This is a genomic window from Psychrobacter sp. TWP2-1-2, assembly GCF_049896785.1.
GTDB lineage: Bacteria > Pseudomonadota > Gammaproteobacteria > Pseudomonadales > Moraxellaceae > Psychrobacter.
This window is the reverse complement of sequence record NZ_JAFCVA010000001.1, coordinates 278357-298017: the sequence shown is the minus strand read 5'-3', so window position 1 is coordinate 298017 and position 19661 is coordinate 278357. Positions and strand designations below refer to the sequence as shown.

10 protein-coding genes and 1 tRNA gene are annotated in these 19661 nt (G+C 43.1%); 3 read left to right on the top strand and 8 right to left on the bottom strand.

Annotated features, from left to right (window positions below; all coding sequences use genetic code 11):
* Positions 1–29: 29 nt before the first annotated feature.
* From urtE to urtA, 5 genes are all read right to left on the bottom strand, one after another.
* Positions 30–728: an urea ABC transporter ATP-binding subunit UrtE gene (gene urtE, locus ACP7AE_RS01200; RefSeq protein WP_426241075.1), complete on the bottom strand. Its 699-nt coding sequence runs from the start codon at positions 726–728 to the stop codon at positions 30–32.
* A gap of 63 nt (positions 729–791) precedes the next feature.
* Positions 792–1757, bottom strand: coding sequence for an urea ABC transporter ATP-binding protein UrtD (gene urtD / locus ACP7AE_RS01195; RefSeq protein ID WP_426241074.1), 966 nt, complete (start codon positions 1755–1757; stop codon positions 792–794).
* Positions 1757–2827 (bottom strand): urea ABC transporter permease subunit UrtC, encoded by a 1071-nt coding sequence (urtC, locus tag ACP7AE_RS01190; RefSeq protein WP_426241073.1) that lies wholly within the window; start codon positions 2825–2827, stop codon positions 1757–1759. The genes urtD and urtC overlap by 1 nt, the downstream gene beginning before the upstream one ends.
* Before the next feature lie 10 nt (positions 2828–2837).
* Complete coding sequence (gene urtB / locus ACP7AE_RS01185) at positions 2838–4643, bottom strand: urea ABC transporter permease subunit UrtB (RefSeq protein ID WP_426241072.1); 1806 nt, start codon at positions 4641–4643, stop codon at positions 2838–2840.
* Positions 4644–4772: 129 nt separating this feature from the next.
* On the bottom strand, positions 4773–6083 hold the full coding sequence (gene urtA / locus ACP7AE_RS01180; RefSeq protein ID WP_426241170.1) for an urea ABC transporter substrate-binding protein: 1311 nt from the start codon (positions 6081–6083) through the stop codon (positions 4773–4775).
* Between the two features lie 584 nt (positions 6084–6667).
* Here urtA and ACP7AE_RS01175 point away from each other — a divergent pair.
* On the top strand, positions 6668–8284 hold the full coding sequence (locus ACP7AE_RS01175; protein ID WP_426241071.1) for an NAD(P)/FAD-dependent oxidoreductase: 1617 nt from the start codon (positions 6668–6670) through the stop codon (positions 8282–8284).
* A 238-nt stretch (positions 8285–8522) separates the two neighbouring features.
* On the opposite strand, the gene ACP7AE_RS01170 is transcribed toward ACP7AE_RS01175, so the two are convergent.
* The 3 genes from ACP7AE_RS01170 to ACP7AE_RS01160 form a co-directional block, all read right to left on the bottom strand.
* Positions 8523–8598 (bottom strand) — tRNA-Arg (locus ACP7AE_RS01170).
* Between the two features lie 67 nt (positions 8599–8665).
* A complete protein-coding gene (locus ACP7AE_RS01165) occupies positions 8666–9448 on the bottom strand; it encodes a hypothetical protein (protein WP_426241070.1) in 783 nt (260 codons plus the stop codon).
* 70 nt (positions 9449–9518) lie between these two features.
* Positions 9519–10040: a hypothetical protein gene (locus tag ACP7AE_RS01160; protein ID WP_426241069.1), complete on the bottom strand. Its 522-nt coding sequence runs from the start codon at positions 10038–10040 to the stop codon at positions 9519–9521.
* A gap of 457 nt (positions 10041–10497) precedes the next feature.
* Here ACP7AE_RS01160 and ACP7AE_RS01155 point away from each other — a divergent pair, with 457 nt between their 5' ends.
* Positions 10498–15024 carry an exodeoxyribonuclease V subunit gamma gene (locus ACP7AE_RS01155; protein ID WP_426241068.1) on the top strand — a complete coding sequence of 1509 codons (4527 nt, stop codon included), beginning with the start codon at positions 10498–10500 and terminating at the stop codon, positions 15022–15024.
* Between the two features lie 69 nt (positions 15025–15093).
* Positions 15094–19623, top strand: coding sequence for a UvrD-helicase domain-containing protein (locus ACP7AE_RS01150; RefSeq protein WP_426241067.1), 4530 nt, complete (start codon positions 15094–15096; stop codon positions 19621–19623).
* The last annotated feature ends 38 nt before the right edge of the window (positions 19624–19661 follow it).

Sequence of the window (19661 nt, the reverse complement as noted above, 5' to 3'; positions counted from 1 at the left end):
TAGAAAGTGTCTTTTTATAAAGTGTCCTTTTAGATTGCCACCAACTCTTGAATGTTGTTTTTTGCCATGTCAACTCCAGCCCCTTGAGCAACCACTTGTCCTCGAGAAAGTACGGTATAGTTATCGGCAAGCTCTTCTGCAAAATCATAAAACTGCTCAACCAGTACAATTGCCATCTCACCTTGATAACCTAAATCCCTAATCACCCACCCGATGTCCTTGATGATAGAGGGCTGAATACCCTCAGTCGGCTCATCAAGTACTAGTACTCGAGGCTCTGATGCAAGCGCACGAGCAATAGCGAGCTGCTGCTGCTGACCGCCTGATAGATCGCCACCGCGGCGATGCTTCATTTCATCTAGCACGGGAAAGATATCATACAAGTGTTTGGGTACTTTGCTTGCTTTACGTTGAGAGAATTTCGCCATGCCAATCAGAATGTTTTCTTCAACGGTCAAGGTGGAAAAGATATCACGTCCTTGCGGTACATAAGCGAGTCCTGCGCGTACACGTTGCTCAGGCGTCATCTGACTAATGTCCTTACCGTCTAATAAAATTTCACCTGATTTTATTGGTAGGATGCCCATCAAGCATTTAAGCAAGGTGGTTTTACCGACGCCATTACGACCCAGCACCACGCTACATTCTCCTACAGGGGCGGCGAGGGTGACATCACGTAAAATGTGACTGCCACCATAATATTGATTTATGGCATTAATTTCTAACATATAAGCACCTCTATTTTTTAGGTCTATTTTTAAGTGTTACTATTTGTTATCGACCTGAGCTTATTACCGACCCAAATAGGTCTCAATAACGGCTTCGTTGTTCTGTACTTCACTCAACGTCCCTTCAGCCAAAATAGCGCCATTTGCTAAGACCGTTACTTTCTCACTTATTACATCAATAAAGGTCATGTCATGCTCAACCACGATTAAAGTATGATTCTTTTTAAGGCGTAGACATAACTCAGCGGTATGTTCAGTTTCGGCATCTGTCATGCCTGCTACTGGTTCATCAAGTAAGATAAGTTTTGGTCTTTGCATCAGTAACATTCCAATCTCTAGCCACTGTTTTTGACCATGAGACAATAGTCCTGCTGGCTTGTTAATCAGCTCTTTTAGGCGTATTTGATCAAGCGTTGAGTCAAGGGTATCTTGGATTTCTGCATCAATACGAGTAAGCCAGCTTTTTGACACTCGCTTATCCTTTGGCGCGGCCAGCATTAAGTTATCGAGTACGGTAAATTTCTCAAACACGGTAGGTTTTTGAAACTTACGGCCAATGCCTGCTTCCGCTATTTCTTCGGTAGATAGTTTGGCTAAATTATGTACTTGACCGAAAAATGCGCTGCCTGTGGTCGGGCGCGTTTTACCCGTAATAACATCCATTAAAGTCGTCTTACCTGCACCATTAGGACCAATGATGCAGCGCAGCTCGCCTGCCTCAATGTATAAAGACAAATCATTGAGTGCACGGAATGAGTCAAACCATACGCTAACGCCTTCTAAATATAGCGCAATACCATGTCTCATATCTGGACCTGATTTAGAAACAGGATGCGCTAAGCCACCGCTATCTCCATAATCTTCAGCCAAACTAGTGACTGGTCGGGTAGGCGTGGTTTCTGCAATCGTTATGTTATTTGTATTGTCAAAACTTCCCATTGGCTTATGTATACTAGGATCATTTTTATTTTTAGTAAGCGCATCGTTAGCTGTTTTTTGGGAAGCAGTATTATTACATATTATTGACATTATTCTTTTTCCTTCTTAAGACGATCAAGTACGCCAATGATGCCGTTAGGTAAAAATAAAGTAACCACTACAAATAATCCGCCTAGAATAAGTAACCAAAACTCCGGATAGGCGACGGTAAAATACGTTTTAATCACATTAATTGTACCAGCGCCTACAATGGCACCGATTAATGAACCTCTACCTCCAGCAGCCACCCATACTGCCATCTCGATAGAGTTGACGGGGTTCATCTCACCTGGATTAATGATGCCAACTTGCGGTACATATAGAGCACCAGCGATACCAGCTATTATTGCAGACAATACCCAAGCTGAAAGCTTGTACCAAAGCGTGCGATAGCCTAGATATTGCAAGCGATTTTCACTATCACGGATGGCACCGAGTACACGCCCATAAGGCTGGCTCATCAGATAGCGTAGTCCAAGATATGACAGTAGCAGCGCCAAAGCGGTCGTAAAGCACAGCACAGTCCTCGTTGAAGAGGCAGTGATGTCATAACCTAGTAGCGTCGTAAAACCTGTGAAGCCATTGTTACCACCAAAGCCTGTTTCGTTACGGAAAAACAGTAAAGCTGCCGCGTAGGTCATGGCCTGAGTAATAATCGAAAAATAAACCCCTTTAATCTTTGAGCGAAAAGCAAAATAGCCAAAGATAAAAGCGACCAGACCGGGAACTAGCACCACTAAAGCCATTGCCCACCAGAAATGTTGAGTGCCTGCCCAATACCATGGCAATTCAGTCCAACTCAAAAAACGCATAAAATCTGGCAAGCCCGTGCCAGCAGTTTCACGCGTCAAGTACATACCAAAAGCATAACCTCCTAGCGCAAAATAAAGACCATGACCTAAGCTTAGGATGCCTGCATAGCCCCATACCAAGTCTAAAGCCAGGGCTACCATGGCGAGTGCCATTATTTTACCAATCAAAGTTATCCAATAAGCAGACAGGTGAAAACTAGAAGTTTCAGGTAGTAAATGGAGCCAAGGCAATATCAGTAGCACTAAAAAACACAAACCAATCAAAATGGCATTACGTGGGGAATCAGATAATAATTGAGTCAAACGCATGAGGTTCTCCTTAATCCACAAAACGGCCTTTGAGGGCGAATAAACCTTGTGGACGTTTTTGAATAAACAAAATCACAAGAACCAGTAACACAATCTTAGCCATCACAGCACCAATGCCAATTTCAAGCACCGTACCACTGACACCAAGACCTAAAGATGCCAATACCGCGCCCCATACTTGCCCAACACCGCCAACCACGACGACTAAGAACGCATCAATAATATAAGTTTGACCTAAGTCGGGTCCGACATTGCCTACTTGCGCCAAAGCACAGCCAGCGAGACCTGCGAGGCCTGAGCCAAGTCCAAAAGCCAACATATCGATGCGAGCAGATGAGATACCAACTGCACGTGCCATTTGCCGGTTTTGAGTCACAGCGCGCACAAATAGCCCAAAGCGAGTCTTGTTCAGTAAGTACACCAGTAGCATAAGAATAATGATGGTAAAGCCGATAATAGCGATACGATTGAAGGGAAGTACAAGGCTAGAAGACACTTGATAGGCACCGCTCAACCAGTCGACATTGCTGACTTCGACATTTTGCGCGCCAAATATCATCCGAACCAACTGCATGAGAATCAGACTGACACCGAAGGTTGCCAGTAAGGTTTCAAGCTCACGACCGTAAAGCGGGCGAATAATGATTCGTTCGATAATCATGCCGATAATGGCACTGACTAAGAAAGCGACGGGTATAGCGGCAACCAAATACCATCCAGTCATACTAGGAAAATACGCTTGAAAGAGATTTTGCACCATATAAGTGGCGTAAGCACCAATCATAATGAGCTCACCATGAGCCATATTGATGACACCCAGTAGCCCAAAAGTAATGGCCAGCCCTAATGCCGCCAGTAGTAAGATACTTGCCGTACTAAGCCCCGTGAATAGATGACCTATCCAAGTACTGAGGGTAATGCGCTGCTCAATACTTTCTTCAGCGTCTAACAGCGCAGATTTGAGTACAGGATCGATATCATTTGCCGTCAATGCTTTTTTGACATCAACTAAGACTTGCGGGCTATCGCTATCAGCGAGCACAGTAAGCGCGGCAATTTGGGTAGTAACGTCGCCATCTCCAAAATCAATCCTCGCTTGTAAAGTACTCAACGCTGTTTTGACGTCGTCGTCTTCCTCATTAGTGGCAGCAGTACTTATGAGTGCTGGATCTAGCTGTTCGATATTGTCCGCTAAGATGGCAACTGCCTGCACACGTTGCGTAGGATCGTCTGACTCAAGCTTAACCTTGGCTTGTCCAAAGACTAAGGCTGAGCGTAGCGTATTGGTCAAAGTCACTTGCGCCAAGTCGCTAGGCCACTCGGTGGTCAGCTGCTTAGCAGGATAAGTAAATAGCTCATCTTCGCTGTTAAGTAGGTAGGTTTGCCCAGCATTATCTTGGTATAGCTCATCGTTTTTTATAAGCTCAACTAAAGTATCCAAGCTCTCAACTGACCCCGGCCACTGATTGAGCATGGTTTGGCGCTTGGTGAAGTCAGCAGCAACGAACTGTTCGATAGCATCCCCTTTACTTATCGCAAGATCAGCTGATGTCGTTACAGACTGCTTGTTCTGAGCAAGTAAGGTGTCGTCTTGAGCAAGTAAGGTCTCTTCACTTACAGCATTGGATGTCGCTGCCACAGTATTAGTAGATACTGCCTCATCGCGCTCGTGGCTGTGTACTACTGGCGTCTCGTGAGCATGAGCAGCTGATGTGATAGCAATGAGGAGGAGTAAAGATAATAAGGCGATTATAAAAGTCTTATTAGAATAATTGGCTTGCGCGTCACTTTTATAATAGGAAGAGTAATGTGACATGATGATTCCTTTTTTGCAGTCAACACTCCTTTAACCTCTACTAAAAACTGTTTTATCAGTAGAAGTTAAAGGGTTGCTGGTTTTGATACCATTAAGGGGCTAAGGATTACGGTTTAAGTGACCACAACCTTATTTAGGGATGTACTGACTCCATGGCTCAGCACGAATGACTGTTGGCGTTTTGCTAATTACATCGAACTGACCATCGGCACGGATTTGACCGATCATGACAGGCTTCCATAAATGATGGTTTTCCTCATCCATTTTCAATGTATACCCTGATGGCGCGTCAAAAGTCTGACCTCCCATACTAATACGCACTTTATCGACATTAGTCGTACCAGCTTTTTCGACTGCTTGTTTCCACATATTGATACCCACGTAGGTGGCTTCCATAGGATCATTGGTCACGACTTTGTTAGCATTGGGTAGCTTATGGTCCAGCGCATATTTCTTATACTTTTTAGTGAAGTCGCTGTTGACAGGATTTTTAACCGACATAAAGTAGTTCCATGACGCTAAATGCCCTTGCAATAAGCTGGTATCGATACCGCGAAGCTCTTCTTCTCCTACTGAGAATGCCATGACTGGGATATCAGAGGCTTTAATACCTTGGTTGGCAAGCTCTCGATAAAAGGGTACGTTTGAGTCCCCATTAATGGTAGAGATAACCGCCGTCTTTTTACCCGTCGAGAAGCTCTTAATATTGCCAACGATGGTCTGATAGTTGCTAAAACCGAAAGGGGTGTACTCTTCCATGATATCTGTTTCAGCGACGCCTTTAGATTTTAAGAAAGCCCGCAGTATCTGGTTAGTAGTCCGAGGATAAACATAATCTGTCCCAAGTAAGACAAAGCGTTCTGCACTACCACCCTCTGGACTCATTAAGTATTCAACGGCAGGAATAGCTTGTTGGTTTGGTGCAGCACCAGTGTAGAAAATGTTTTCTGACTGTTCTTGACCCTCATACTGCACGGGGTAGAACATGAGGCCATTTAGTTCTTCAACGACAGGTAGCACAGACTTACGTGACACCGACGTCCAACCCCCAAATATCACATCCACTTTATCTTGGGTTAACAGCTGACGAGCTTTTTCAGCGAATAACGGCCAATCAGAAGCGGGATCTACGACGATTGGCTCTAGCTGCTTACCTAACACACCGCCATTGGCATTAATTTCATCAATGGTCATGAGCGCCGTATCTTTTAATGACGTCTCAGAGATGGCCATCGTTCCAGATAAAGAATGCAAGATACCAACTTTGATGGTGTCACCATCTGCCGCAGTGGTAGCAGCCGTCTCAGAGGTGTCCGTTTTTGTGGCGGTAGAATTGGTTTCTGCACTGGTTTCCGCAGGTTTTTGACAACCCATAAGACTTAAGCTGCCGACAACGGCTACTGCTAGTAGAGACAAACGTGATGTCAATTTTGAGTCGATACGATAATTTGTGCTTATAGGAGTAGCAGTGATAAGCGTTGGCAATAAAGACATATATTTCTCCAGAAAGATAAAGTAGCAGCATGGTAGGCCGAGTGAACGAGCCATTCCTAACTATTATTAATACTTCAATATCTATGCCAATATAAAATACTAGACAAATGCACCAATATTGGTCTTTATCAGGAGCTAGGGCACTTTTGTGCACCATAATTGGTTTTTATGATTTTCTATGCACCATTTATGTCTGGTTAAGAAATGCTAAAGTGGTATAAAAAATGACGACATCAGAAGCGATGTTTTTTTGAGTTCAGAAAGTGTGAACAGAAGGAAATTAAGAAGCAAACGTACTAAATGATGTCAACTCAACTAAAGATAAGTTTTGTTTTTGGCTAAAGCACGTTAGCCATTAGGCTTGGCAGCTAGCTTGGGGTGAAGTCTGACATTTAGTTTTTATAAGAGGGTGCTGAGCTATGCTTAAGAAACCGTAAATTTACCCTTTATAAGCAAAATATTTATTCGCTTATTTGTACCAGTACCAGTAAAATGCGAGACTGTTTTCTACACGAGTTTATGAGTAACCAATGATACGTTTAACTGAAATTAAATTGCCGTTAAATCATGCGCCTGAAGATCTAACGACTGCTATAACCACAAGACTTAAAATTTCTGCTGAGCAAATGGCGTCATTTGTGATGTTTAAACGTGGTTATGATGCTCGTAATAAAAGAAATATCCAATTAATTTATACGTTAGACATCACACTGACCGATTCGGATTTGACCAATGATTTACTGGTTCAGTTTGAGTCAGACAACCATGTTAAAGCAACACCAGACACCAGTTATAAATATGTAGGTGCAGCGCCAAAAAATTTAACTGAGCGTCCTGTTGTGATTGGTTTTGGACCTTGTGGTTTATTAGCAGCACTTACCCTTGCTCAAATGGGTTTTAAACCTATTATCATTGAACGTGGTAATGAAGTCAGACAACGCACCAAAGACACCTTTGGCTTTTGGCGTCAGCGTAAATTAAACACAGAATCTAACGTGCAATTTGGTGAAGGCGGAGCAGGTACTTTTTCTGACGGCAAATTATATAGCCAAGTGAAAGATCCCAATCATTATGGCCGTAAAGTCATGACCGAGTTTGTTAAAGCCGGCGCACCAGATGAGATTTTATTTGTCAGTAAACCGCATATAGGTACTTATAAGTTAGTCACCATGGTAGAAAAAATGCGTGCCGAGATCATAGCACTCGGTGGGGAAGTCCGTTTTGCGACTCGCGTAGACGACTTGCACATTACTGACTCAAAAGTAACTGGCGTGACCCTTAATACTGGCGAAACCTTAAAAACTAGCCATGTTGTTCTTGCTGTTGGTCATAGCGCCCGTGACACCTTCCAAATGATCCATGATAAAGGCGTGTATATTGAAGCAAAACCTTTCTCAATTGGCTTTAGGATTGAACATAAACAGTCAACCATAGACCAAGCACGCTTTGGTGACAATGCCGGAAACGAAATACTTGGCGCTGCGGATTATAAACTGGTTCATCATTGCAAAAATGGTCGTTCTGTTTATAGCTTCTGTATGTGTCCAGGTGGAACCGTGGTTGCCGCAGCATCAGAAGAAGGCCGTGTGGTCACTAACGGCATGAGCCAGTATTCAAGAAATGAGCGTAACGCCAACAGTGCTATTGTGGTAGGCATCGACCCAGAGCGAGATTACCCAAACCATCCTCTTGCTGGTATCGAATTACAAAGACAACTAGAAACCTTAGCGTTTGAATTGGGCGGCAAAGACTACAGTGCACCAGCGCAAACCATTGGTGATTTCTTAAAAGGCAAACCAGACTCAGAATTGGGCGATGTAAAACCGTCTTACACACCGGGCATTACCTTAACCGACTTAAGCAAAGCATTACCTGACTTTGCCGTGGATGCCATACGTGAAGCCATTCCAGCGTTTAATAAGAAAATCCAAGGATTTTCATCTGACGACGGTTTACTAACTGGCGTAGAAACCAGAACATCGTCACCAATCAGCATCAAACGTAATAAAGAATTCCAAAGCATTAACACCGAAGGCTTATTCCCTGCAGGCGAAGGCGCTGGCTACGCAGGTGGCATATTGTCAGCAGGGATTGATGGTATTAAAGTGGCAGAAGCCGTGGCAAAATCGATGTTGAACATAGAGTAAGAGCGGCTCTAAACGGTAAGCAAATCCTAATATTAAAACGCTTAACTGGATAAAAATATGCGATCGAAAAAGCCTTTCAAGCTATGAGATATAAAGCTTGAAAGGCTTTTTTGTGTTTTGACGGTATGCTGTATGAAAATATATTGTAAGTTATGCAATGTTATGATGAGATAAGACATTAAAAGCCCCCACAACTGATAGGCTGTGAGGTCTTTTGATTACTTTTGATAATATTTGTTGGTGCGCCCACCAAGACTCGAACTCGGATCGATCGCTTAGGAGGCAACTGCTCTATCCTGTTGAGCTATAGGCGCATTTTAGAATAACATTGTAGGAAAAATCGCTCATAAAAGCAATCAACAAAATATAAAGATTTTATCATTACTTGCCATTACTCAAGGCGTCAGCGACATTCACAGTGTTGGCATTTGCTGCTTTTTGTGCACGTGATGTTGGATTAAACAAGTCATTTACACTGTTTTTATAACCTTCGATATTATAATAATCGTACTTTTCTAATATATCTTGTCCCGTACTCGAAAGTAAAAAATTACGGAAGTTAGTAGCAGCAGTATTCTCTGTCAAGATAACCCCTTCAAGCGCTTGCTTGTCTCTCAGTGCATAGCTGAAAGAATTTAGGGTACGTGCCTCTGCATTGTCAGTCTCAGCAGTATCTACTTTCTTATCATCAGTATTGTTGATATTTTCTTTGTCTAGGTTTATTTTATCTTGAGCCGCTTTTAGCTCTGCTTGTAACGGTGTGAGTCTATCTGCAGATAGACTGTCGTTAGCGATGATCATGTCTATATCAGCTACTAATTCTGAGCGTTTATCATGGCTAGGATTGGCGTTTGATAATGTTAAGAGGTCGCTGGCAGGTACATAACTTGGCACAACCTGCACATGAGGATAACGAGATTCGAAGCTAACGATGATATCGTCTAAGGGCGCTTGTAAATCCTCTTCTGCCTTTATATACAGCGTACTGTCGGTGAGGGTATTTACCTCGTCTTGAGTGGTGGCTGACGGCTCATTTGCATTTGCCATGATCGGTAGGGGGTCTATATTTTTACGGTTACTGCTCCATAACCACGTAAAGATTGCAATAAAGATTATCAGCAGCAGTAAAATTAGCCCAGCCAGTAGCAGCTTGTAGTCTCTCATATGTTACTGCTCTTCTCTTAATGGGTTTGTGTCAAGTTTACATAAAATGCGGTGTGTGACGTATTATTTTTTAAAGCTGTTGGTGCAACACTTCATCTGCTAAGTCGGCAAGCATATCTGCAAAAACATCGGTTTCTGAATCAGGTAAAAGTTTGTTCTCGCTATTATTCTTATGACTAATTGTACTATTTTGATTGGATAGCACAGGTTGATCGTTTGAAGGCGAGGTAACATCGTTGTCAATGGCTTTTATTTGGTGTGCAGCCAATGGCGATTCGCCCATCGTAAGCTTGTCTTTAAGCCATTCAAAACCATGGGCTTCCCACCATGCTTCAAAGCGTGGCAACGTGCTCCCACGCACCGCGACAGGCAGATTCAATGTTCGCAGTTTTTGTGCAAGTATGGGGTCGTTAATGGCTTGATGGATGCTCAAATAAAGCGAGCGACTGTCATCAGTATAGGGCTGTCTGTTTTGCCACGATCTGTCGTCAATTTTCATACGTGGCAATTGCCACAATTCACCGCGATAGTATACAACATATAGACGTCGTTTAGGATGAACGAAAATGGCATCAATGGGACGCAAGGGCATAGTATTAAATTATTCCGTTAAAAAAGGGTTATGGACATAAAAATTACAGCAATTGATCTGACAGCAGCACTGACTTCTCTATTCATAAATATGAGACTTATCAATGCGACACTATCTGTCGCAAGATATTATAATAGTGGCACATATACTAGTAAACGATAGCTATCGATGGCACACTAATCAGCAGCCTATTTTATGATTGTTATAAATAATCACTGATGATGCAATGATAGTTAATCGTTGTTGTCATTTGCATCGTGTTTATGACAGCCATGCTAGCAGAAATACATTGTAGTAACGACCGCGAAACATAGATTGGTGAGTATCCTTCGTGGTATTCCTTAGCAGCCATCAATATGCATTAGAAAGTTAACGCAAATGCTATTCCATTTCAGGCATTCACGACCGTCTACATCACACTATCACTCATATTATAACTTCAATCAGACTACCCTCTATGTTTACCATTATTCAATCGCACCGCACCGAAAACCTTGTTGATCAACTGCTTGTGCAATATCAGTCTAAGGATCAGCCTGTTTTTGAGCCTTTTATTGTCATTGTGCCCTCAATGGTATTGGGCGATTGGTTGGACAAAACCATTGCTAGCCGTGCTGGTATTAGTACTTTGGTGCGTACTAAGTTTTGGGGTCAGTATCAGTGGACGCTCATGCAGGATGTGTTAACCCGCCATAACGCGTATTTGTTAGAGAATGACTCCGAAGCGGCAACCCTAAATGTGCCAGAAGTGGCGGTGTTATCGCCCACAGTGATGCAATGGCGCTTGTTTGGGTATTTGACCTACTATCAAGAGGCGATTGTTGCAGATGAAAAACATCCGGTTAATCCATTACTAGCATCTTTGATTGATGACCCACAGGCAAGTGCTCAACAAGATAATGTACAACAGAACAATTTACAGCAAGACAGTGTGCTAAAAGACAAGGCACAACAAGACGCCCGTATCTGGCAACTAGCAAGCGATTTGGCAAGAGTATTTAACCGATACTTAACACACCGTGAGGATTGGCTGGATTTATGGTCGTACAACAAACCGCTGAATGTAGATGAGTTGATCGCAGAGAAAGATGCATTGTCACTGCGTTTTGATAAGTATGCACGCGGCACGCCTGAATGGCTGGTTGAGCATTATATTGAGTTAGAGGCTGCGCAACGATTTTTGTGGTCGCATTTGTTTGCTGACGTTCATCTACACCGTGTGGCACTGGAGCGTGCTTTCTGGTCAGCCTTGAAAGACAACAAGGCGGATGAACGCGCACAGTTGCCCAAAGTGCTGCGTATATTTACCATTCAGCAACTGCCACAGACCGAGCTTGATTTTTTACAGCGCTTGTCAAAATACATGAATATCACGCTATTGCATTACAATCCATCAAAGCTGTTTTGGGCGGATATCGTCGATAAATCTTGGTTACAGCGTCAACAGATTATCAACCCTGAGAGTGTCTTTTTACGTGATTACGGTCATAGTTTGTTGTCGCGTCTAGGGAAGCAATCGCGTGATGCGTTTGCCATGCTTGCTAACTTGTCGGGTAATGAGCAATACGACGATGCGCTGGTGGAATGGCAAGATAATTTTGAAAGTGGTTTAAATGATGAGCTTAGTAATGGTATGGATGAAAGCATTTATACTGATAATGCCAGTGCTCAAGATGCACAACATAGCCCAAGTTTATTACGACGTTTGCAGAACGATGTGTTGATGCTTGATGAGCAATCGACCCAGCAGGCAACGGCTGCTACGGTCTCGCAAGCAGTGAGTCAGCAGATAGCGCCAAGCGGTGATGAGGATAAGCAAGCAACGGCTTGGTATGACGATGAGGCGTTGGAGAAGAAGCGCTTTGAGAAAGACCGTTTTTGGGCAATTTCTTCGCAAGATAATAGCCTAAGCATTCACTCATGTCATAGTTTGCAGCGTCAACTTGAAGTGCTGCGTATCATGATTGGTCGTTGGCTAAATGAGCCTATCAAATCTGGTGAGAAAAAACGCCACATATCCGATATTGTTGTGTTGCTACCCGATGTTGAGCGTCATCATGCACTGATTGGCTCTATCTTTGTCAGTGGCAGAGGTCAAGATGGTTTGACTTTGCCTGCTAAGGTAACTGGTGTTGTTGATGCCGACATTCGGCAGTTATGGGAAGCGATTATCGGTTTTTACAAACTATTGGGTAGCCATAGCGCCCGTTTTGAAGCAGCTGAAGTCTTAGACTGGTTGATGTTGCCGCCCTTGTTTGAAAGCTTTGGACTGACTCATGAGCAAATGAGCCGTGGCTGTGATTTATTGGTAGAGGCGGGCTTTATTCGCGGTTTTGACGAGCTGCATCTTAAGCAAACGTTGGATAGTAATGATTACGACTATCGCTTTAGCTTTGCTCAAGCGTTAGACAGATTGACCCTAGGTTTGGTCATGCCAGAAGCTGAGTTGAGTGATTGCTTATATGCTCTAAATGAAGATGAATGGCCAAGCACTGCCTTACCAGAAATGAGCTTGCCACTACCGCAAGTGAGCTTAAATGATGCGTTGATTGTTGAAGCGCTTTGCCGCATTTATACCGGTTTGGTCGCACGACGGGATGACCATATACAAAAAATGAAAGCGGAAGATTGGCTCGATCAGATTGAGAGACAAGTGATTCATCGTTACTTTGGTGATGTGGATCAAACGCGTACCATGCGTGCCATTTATAATGCGATGAATGGTCTTAAATCAAGTCTGCGAGCCAATCGTCACTATAGGCAGTACTCGAGTGGTTATGTCGACAACAGAGAAGTGGAGCAAAGGCTGGCAGGTGTGGAGCAGTTGCCACTTAAATTAAGCTTTATGTTAGACAGTATTGAAAACGAGCTTGAAAGTCAGCAAGTCAGTGCGGAGCCGACTGGGGTGATTACCTTTGGTAAGTTTGGTGCTTTAAGGAACGTGCCTTTTGAGTTGGTGGTCATGCTAAATATGGATCTCTCAGAGTTCCCTGGGCGTGACCGTGATAACCGCTATGATTTGATGAAAGCGACCAATGCACGCCGCGGTGACAGAGTCAGTGAAGATGATGATAATGGCGCATTTTTAGATGCCCTGCTGTGCGCACGTAGTGCTTGTTGGATGTTCTACAACGGTCAAAGCCTGACGGACACCCACGAGCACCTGCCAGCCAACCCAGTGAGTGAGTTATTGCAATTCTTGCAAGGCGAGGTGCAATGGCAGGTGAACTCGCTTGAGACATTACCTAAGGATATTGATCCAACTACCGAGAGTCTCAAGCGCTACTTACCAAAATTGATTAAGCAGTGGTTGGTGACTGAGCATCCTGCTCTGCCTTTTCATGAGAGTTTGTTTGAAACAGAAATTGAAGGCGCTGATATTTTTGAGCAAGCGCCTCCTGATATTGATGGCAATGCTAATGCCAACGTTAATATCAATGCTCAGGATACCAGCCCTGTCGATATGATTGATGAGTTGGATACTTTATTAAATACAGCCATGCGCAAAACCAAACTGGCGCAAAAAAAGCAGTTTCCGCCTGCACCGCTTTGGCAAGCTGTGTTTCATACGTTAAAAGAGCGAGCCTCTAGTGAGCATGCGCAACTGGTGAGCTTACCCACAAAAGCACAGTATGAGTCCATCGCTCAGGTGCTAGGTCAAGGTTTGGGTCAGTTAGGTCGAGTAGACAATCAAACCTTGGCTACACTGGTTGAAATGCTGGCACTAGATACAGTAGCTAATACTAGCGATACTAGTAGCATGATAGATGCGCTTACCCAAGCGGTATCTGATAGCATATTTAATATTGGAGAGATAGACGTTGAAGGAGTATTGGCGTACCAAGTGCGCCATCCTGCCAAAGCGTTCTTACGCTCGCAAAAGGTGCATGTGGTACAAGGTAAAGAAGCACTGTCGCATCAAGAGCCATTATTTCTAAACAGTTTGACTACCTATCAAATCAAAGATCATTTGATTAAACAGTTGGTTACTGATGAGAGTAAGAATAATAGTAATGCAGCGGCTGAAACCACTACGCCAATCCTGATGTATCAAAAAATCATGCCAGCTGGTGTTGCTCGCCAGACCACGCTACCCAATCAACAACAAAAACTGCAACAGCAATGTTTGGAATTTAAAGAGCAGTTAATAGCTAATGGTTTTGGCGAAAATATTGTACCCAATGAAGATGGGATAGAGGGTACGACAGATTTGCAGCTACTAACGCCAACCGCCGAGCATCCTGTTCAGGTAGAGCTAAAAAATATACTTAGTAGCACTGACAACGAGTCAAGCAATCAGACAGATATTAAAGAGATAGAAGCACTGCTTAAGCTGTTGCCAAAAGTCATTAAGATCAAAGGTTCAGTACCTATATTGGCGCCCATATCAATTCAGGCGGGCATGCCTTATGCTCAGCAATCACCCAAGCAGTGGTTAAATATATTGCCCAATTCTGCCAGTCCTAGGCATTTACTCAAGTTTTGGTTATCACATTTGTATTGGCAAGTGGCCAGACGTACCACTGCCGAGCAAGCGGCATTAAATGATGGGGTGAGTATTTGGCGCTTTAATAAGCCTAGCTCGCAAGTCAAAAAGTACGAGAAAGTAATCGCATTTAAACTAAGCCCAATTGTCTATGAAGACGCTGTGATTGAGCTGATAAAATGGGCGGTTTTTGCCAAGCTATCTGGACAAGTGCCTATTACTTTATTGCCTGAATATGCACTCAATTACCTTGATCAGTGTTCAAAATCTGAAGATAGTGAAGGCAGTAGTTATTGGCCAAAACGTGCAGACTTCTCAGACTGGATAAGACCTAACTACAACTCAGACACGGTATACGATACTTGTTCGCAGCACGCCATTTGGCAGTACGCACTACGTGATCAAGATGCATTTAAGGCTTTGTCAGCGGCATTGACTACCTTGGCTCAACCATTATATGAGCCGATGTTTACTGCGTTAATTGACTTAGATGGCTAGCTAGCCATTTAGAATAATCGATTTCTGCTCTCCTGATCTAATAAATAATAATTAAAAGTATGCGCCCATATGACAGACTTGACTGATTTAACCAATATCATTGAACTTTCTACACAGCCACATTTATTCGATGATCACTCAGATACGCCTCACTCAGATCCTATGAGTGAGCGTCAGGCTGATGTAATACCAGCAGTTGATGTTGACCTAACGGGAAAGCACCTAATTGAAGCCTCAGCTGGTACTGGTAAAACTTGGACGCTAACAGGCATTGTATTGCGCCTGCTAATTGAAGCACGACGTGCGCCAGAGCAAATTATTGCTACTACCTTTACGCGAGCCGCTGCCGCTGAGATGCGTCAGCGTATTCATGATCGTTTGGTGGATTTTTATCAATTATTGCAGTGGGTCAACAGTTTAAGTGCTGACATCAGTAATAAGGAGGCTTTGTATCCCAATATATTGCAGGTGATGCCTGAAAGCGATAAGGATAAACAAGAGGGCAAAAAATCAAGTACGGATTTAAATACTGAGATAGGCGCTGATGAGTTAAACCAAGACCTTGCTAATGATAAGCAAGCTGCTGCCACAAAGCGTGCGCAAGCAAAAAAAGACCGTGAAGATTGGTTGGTAGCACAGGCTAAATATGTGCGCTTAGATGGCATCATGCAAGATCCCATTAACCTGCATCTCGTTGGTTATTTGCTGGATCACGTGTACAGCTATCCAATGACGGAAGCTATCAGGCGTACCGCACTGGTTTTAACCACGTTGGATAAACTGTTTGTGGGTACGCTCGATAGCTTGGCACAAAAATGGCTGAAGGAGTACAGTAGCGAGACGGGTCATCAGCAAGGTATGGCTATTATTGAAGACAGCAGTATCGAGCAGGTGACAGACAGTATTATTCATGATGAGCTGCGTCAGTTTCAAAGCCGCTTGCATCATGAGCAGCCTAAACTGTATGCGCTTATGGATCAACAAGGCAAGCTGACTGCAGTTGGTGATCATAAAAAATATGTGACTCGCTCGCTTAACTTTATTTCTGCGCCAATTGATGAGATTGTAGTAAATGACTTTTCGTTTGAGGGCTATGAGCGGCTTATAAATACTATCATTGAGCGCAGCGATGAGCTTGATATCTTTTTTAAACCTGACGGCGAGTATTATGACGTTCCAAAAGGACAGCTACAAAATAATAGAGACTCTTGGACCAAAATCATTCAAGCATTAAAAGATTTTGGTCCAGCCGCTTTTAAATTTATATCAGACGCAAAAAATCATACAGGAAAGTTAATCGAGGCTTTTCAAAAAACGGACAATATCGGCTCTCAGTTTCGTGTACCCAAAGATGGCGAAAGAGTTAATCTGATATTTAATGAGTTGCAGGTCGTTCGTGACTTTAAACGCTATATTGAAGAAAGCAAAAAGCTAGACGAATACATAGTGACTGTTTTAGCCAATCTTAATCGTCATATCGTGCTTGCGGTACGTGACAGGCTACCAATTATTTTGGAAGAGCGTGGCGAGACTACCTTTAGCCTGCAAATGGTACGTTTAAACCAAGCATTAACTGGTCGGCAAGGAGAGAAGCTGGCACGTTATATTCGTCATCACTATCCTGTGGCGTTGATTGATGAGTCGCAAGATATCAATGGCGCGCAAGCCATTATGATTGAAAGCATCTATTTGCCAAAGAAAAAGGGCAAGGTTGCTGATAATGATAAACAGTCAGCTACTAAAAAAGCCAGCCATGAATTTTTATTATTGGTTGGTGACCCAAAGCAAGCTATTTATGGGTTTCGTGGTGGCGATGTGGCCAACTATAACTACATGAAAGCTCAATTTGATAAAAGCACGCTTTGGACGCTCGATATTAACCGACGCTCAAATGCTGGCGTGATTAATGCCCTAAACTGTTGGTTCGGCATGGCTGATGTAACCACTGGTGAGAATAAATTAGCTCAATTAGGCGCAGGTATTTATTACCAGCATATCAAAGCGGCAAAACCAGAATATGAGCTGTCTTGGTTTAATGAACCAGACGCTCACAGCACTACTTTAGTGACTGAGGTGCTCTCTGCCCAGCCAGTGAGCGTATTACATCTGCCTTATGATAAACACAAAGAGCTTGAGTACGATGAGCATGAAATCACGGCGCGTCATATTGCGACTTTGCTTAGTAGTGGTCAGACTTTAAAAGGCAAGCCTATTCAGCCTAGTGATATCGGTGTGCTGGCACGTACTAAAAAAGACTTAAAGCGGGTTGAGGATGAGTTGGTTAAGCTTAATGTACCGACCTTGACTACCAGTGATGTCAGTATCTTTGAAACCATCATGGCAGAAGATGTGGCGGCGCTGCTGAGTGCCATGCTATATCCGTATCGTCATGACATGATTAATCGGGTGTTGACCAGTCATTTATATGGCTTAAGTATTAAAAACATCAAAGCCATGATGACGGACCATGAGTCAGGAATTACTGAGGGCAGTAGTAAAACAAGCTCTCATTCAAAAAATTCTAATTCGAAGGATGCCTCAGTTAATGAGGTTACTGATAATAAAAAAAGTTATCAAGATTTTATTACCTATCTAAAAGAGGGTGCACAGCGTTGGCAGCACTTTGGTATCTTATCAGCATTGCATTACTTATTAGATAAAAATCCTATACAGCTGCAAGGCGTTTGGCAAGCGCTAGCGGCTCATCCAGAAGGCGATCGTCATATTATGGATTTGCGTCATGTGATGGATGTTTTGGCGCAATATGGCTTAGGTATGGGCGAGCATGAGCTACTGGCTTGGTTTAGACAAAACATAGATGCAGCGCCCAATAGTGATTGGGCTAAGCAATATCCACTGCCTACAGAATCTGGTGTGCAGCTGATGACCATTCATAAGTCCAAAGGGCTTGAGTTTCCCATTGTCTATGTACTGGGAATGGGTGATGCCAGTAGAAAGTCAGGCACCAATGAGAAGTATGGCCTGTATTTATATAACGCAGATCAAGCACCTTCAGCATTAGTACAGCAGTCACTAGATAGTCAATCAACAGGAAATCAACGCCGCTTCTCACCGATACAAGGTTCTGCTACCACAGACGACTACTACACCGATATCGAAACGCGGGAAGATTTCGATGAGATGCGACGACTAGGTTACGTGGCCTTTACCCGTGCCAGTGAGCAGCTTTATGTTGTTCTGAGAGACCCTAATGACACAAGAGATATGAAGCGAAAACCAGTGTTTTATTGGTTTGAATCGCCAGAACCAAAGTTTGAACTACCAGATAGACTTAAAGGTACGATAGGTATGCTCAGAGGGCATAAAGTTAATGAGTTCTACGACAAGAATTACGCAAGCAACGATGCTAAATCAGCAGGCGTAAATGACAATGTTCAGCTAGCCGCAACCGAGTCAAATGCTCATAAGCCTGCCACAGAGACTATTGAATACGCGCTTTTTTCAGAGGTCATGAAGACCAATTATTTTTATGGCTGGGCTAAGACCAGCTTTACCGCTTTGGCTCGTCAGCTCGATGAATCTACACAAACAATGGCGATAGTCGATGAGCGTATTGATGATGCGATAGACATCGATATGACAGAGTCTTCAGTTTCAGATCTCCATTCACTTAATAGCAAAGAGCCTCTCGAACAAGACAGTGACCTAAGCCTCAAGTCAGAAGATGATATCCGCTTTACCTTTGTAAAAGGTGCTAATGCGGGTACGTTTTTACATGAGATATTTGAAAAAATTGATTTCAACAATAAAGCGCAGTGGTCTCATGTTATCGATAGAGCCATCAGTAGCTATCAATTGCCACTGGCATATAGCAGTGCTGAGCAGCAAGGCCGTCGATCACAAGCGAAGAAACAAGAGCAAGGCGATGACGGTTCATTTAATACTAGTTCACTTGATCTTGCTTCAATAGATGCTACCAAGCATGAGGCATTAATTGCTTGGATTGAAGAAGTACTACATGCGCCGCTATTGGCCTCGAATCAATCTTTATTTTCCCTTAATGCAGGTCAGAGATTTTCTGAGTTAGAGTTCAATATGGGGTTGTCAGAGAACTTTAAAGCACAGGATATCAGTAAACTCTTCCAACAGTATCTCCCTAATGAGATGGACAAACACGTCACTCTTATTCCGCAAAATAAAGCACATTTGTATCGTTATTTACGCGGCGAAATTGACTTAGTGTACGAACATGCAGGCAAGTATTACGTTGTCGATTATAAAAGCAACTTTCTAGGAAATAGCCTAAGTGATTATAATGAAAATACACTTAAGCAAGCAATGTCCAAGGCAGGGTACTGGCTACAAGCAGCGATTTATCAAGTAGCGTTACATCGATTCCTTTCAATGAGAATTCATGATTATGCAGGCAATGAAGATAAGTATTTAGGCGCTGTGGAGTATGTTTTTTTACGAGGTGTGTACGATCCCAATTCTCAAATAGCTGATGATCTATCACAAGATGTTAAAGAGGCTGATAATAGCCACTCAATGCATAACGACCGCTATGGATTAGTGACATGGGATATTCCAATCGATTTTATTAAAGGTTTGGATGCGTTGTTTGGCATGCCCGATTAGTAGGCTATAAGTAATGATTAAATGCTAAAAGACATGAT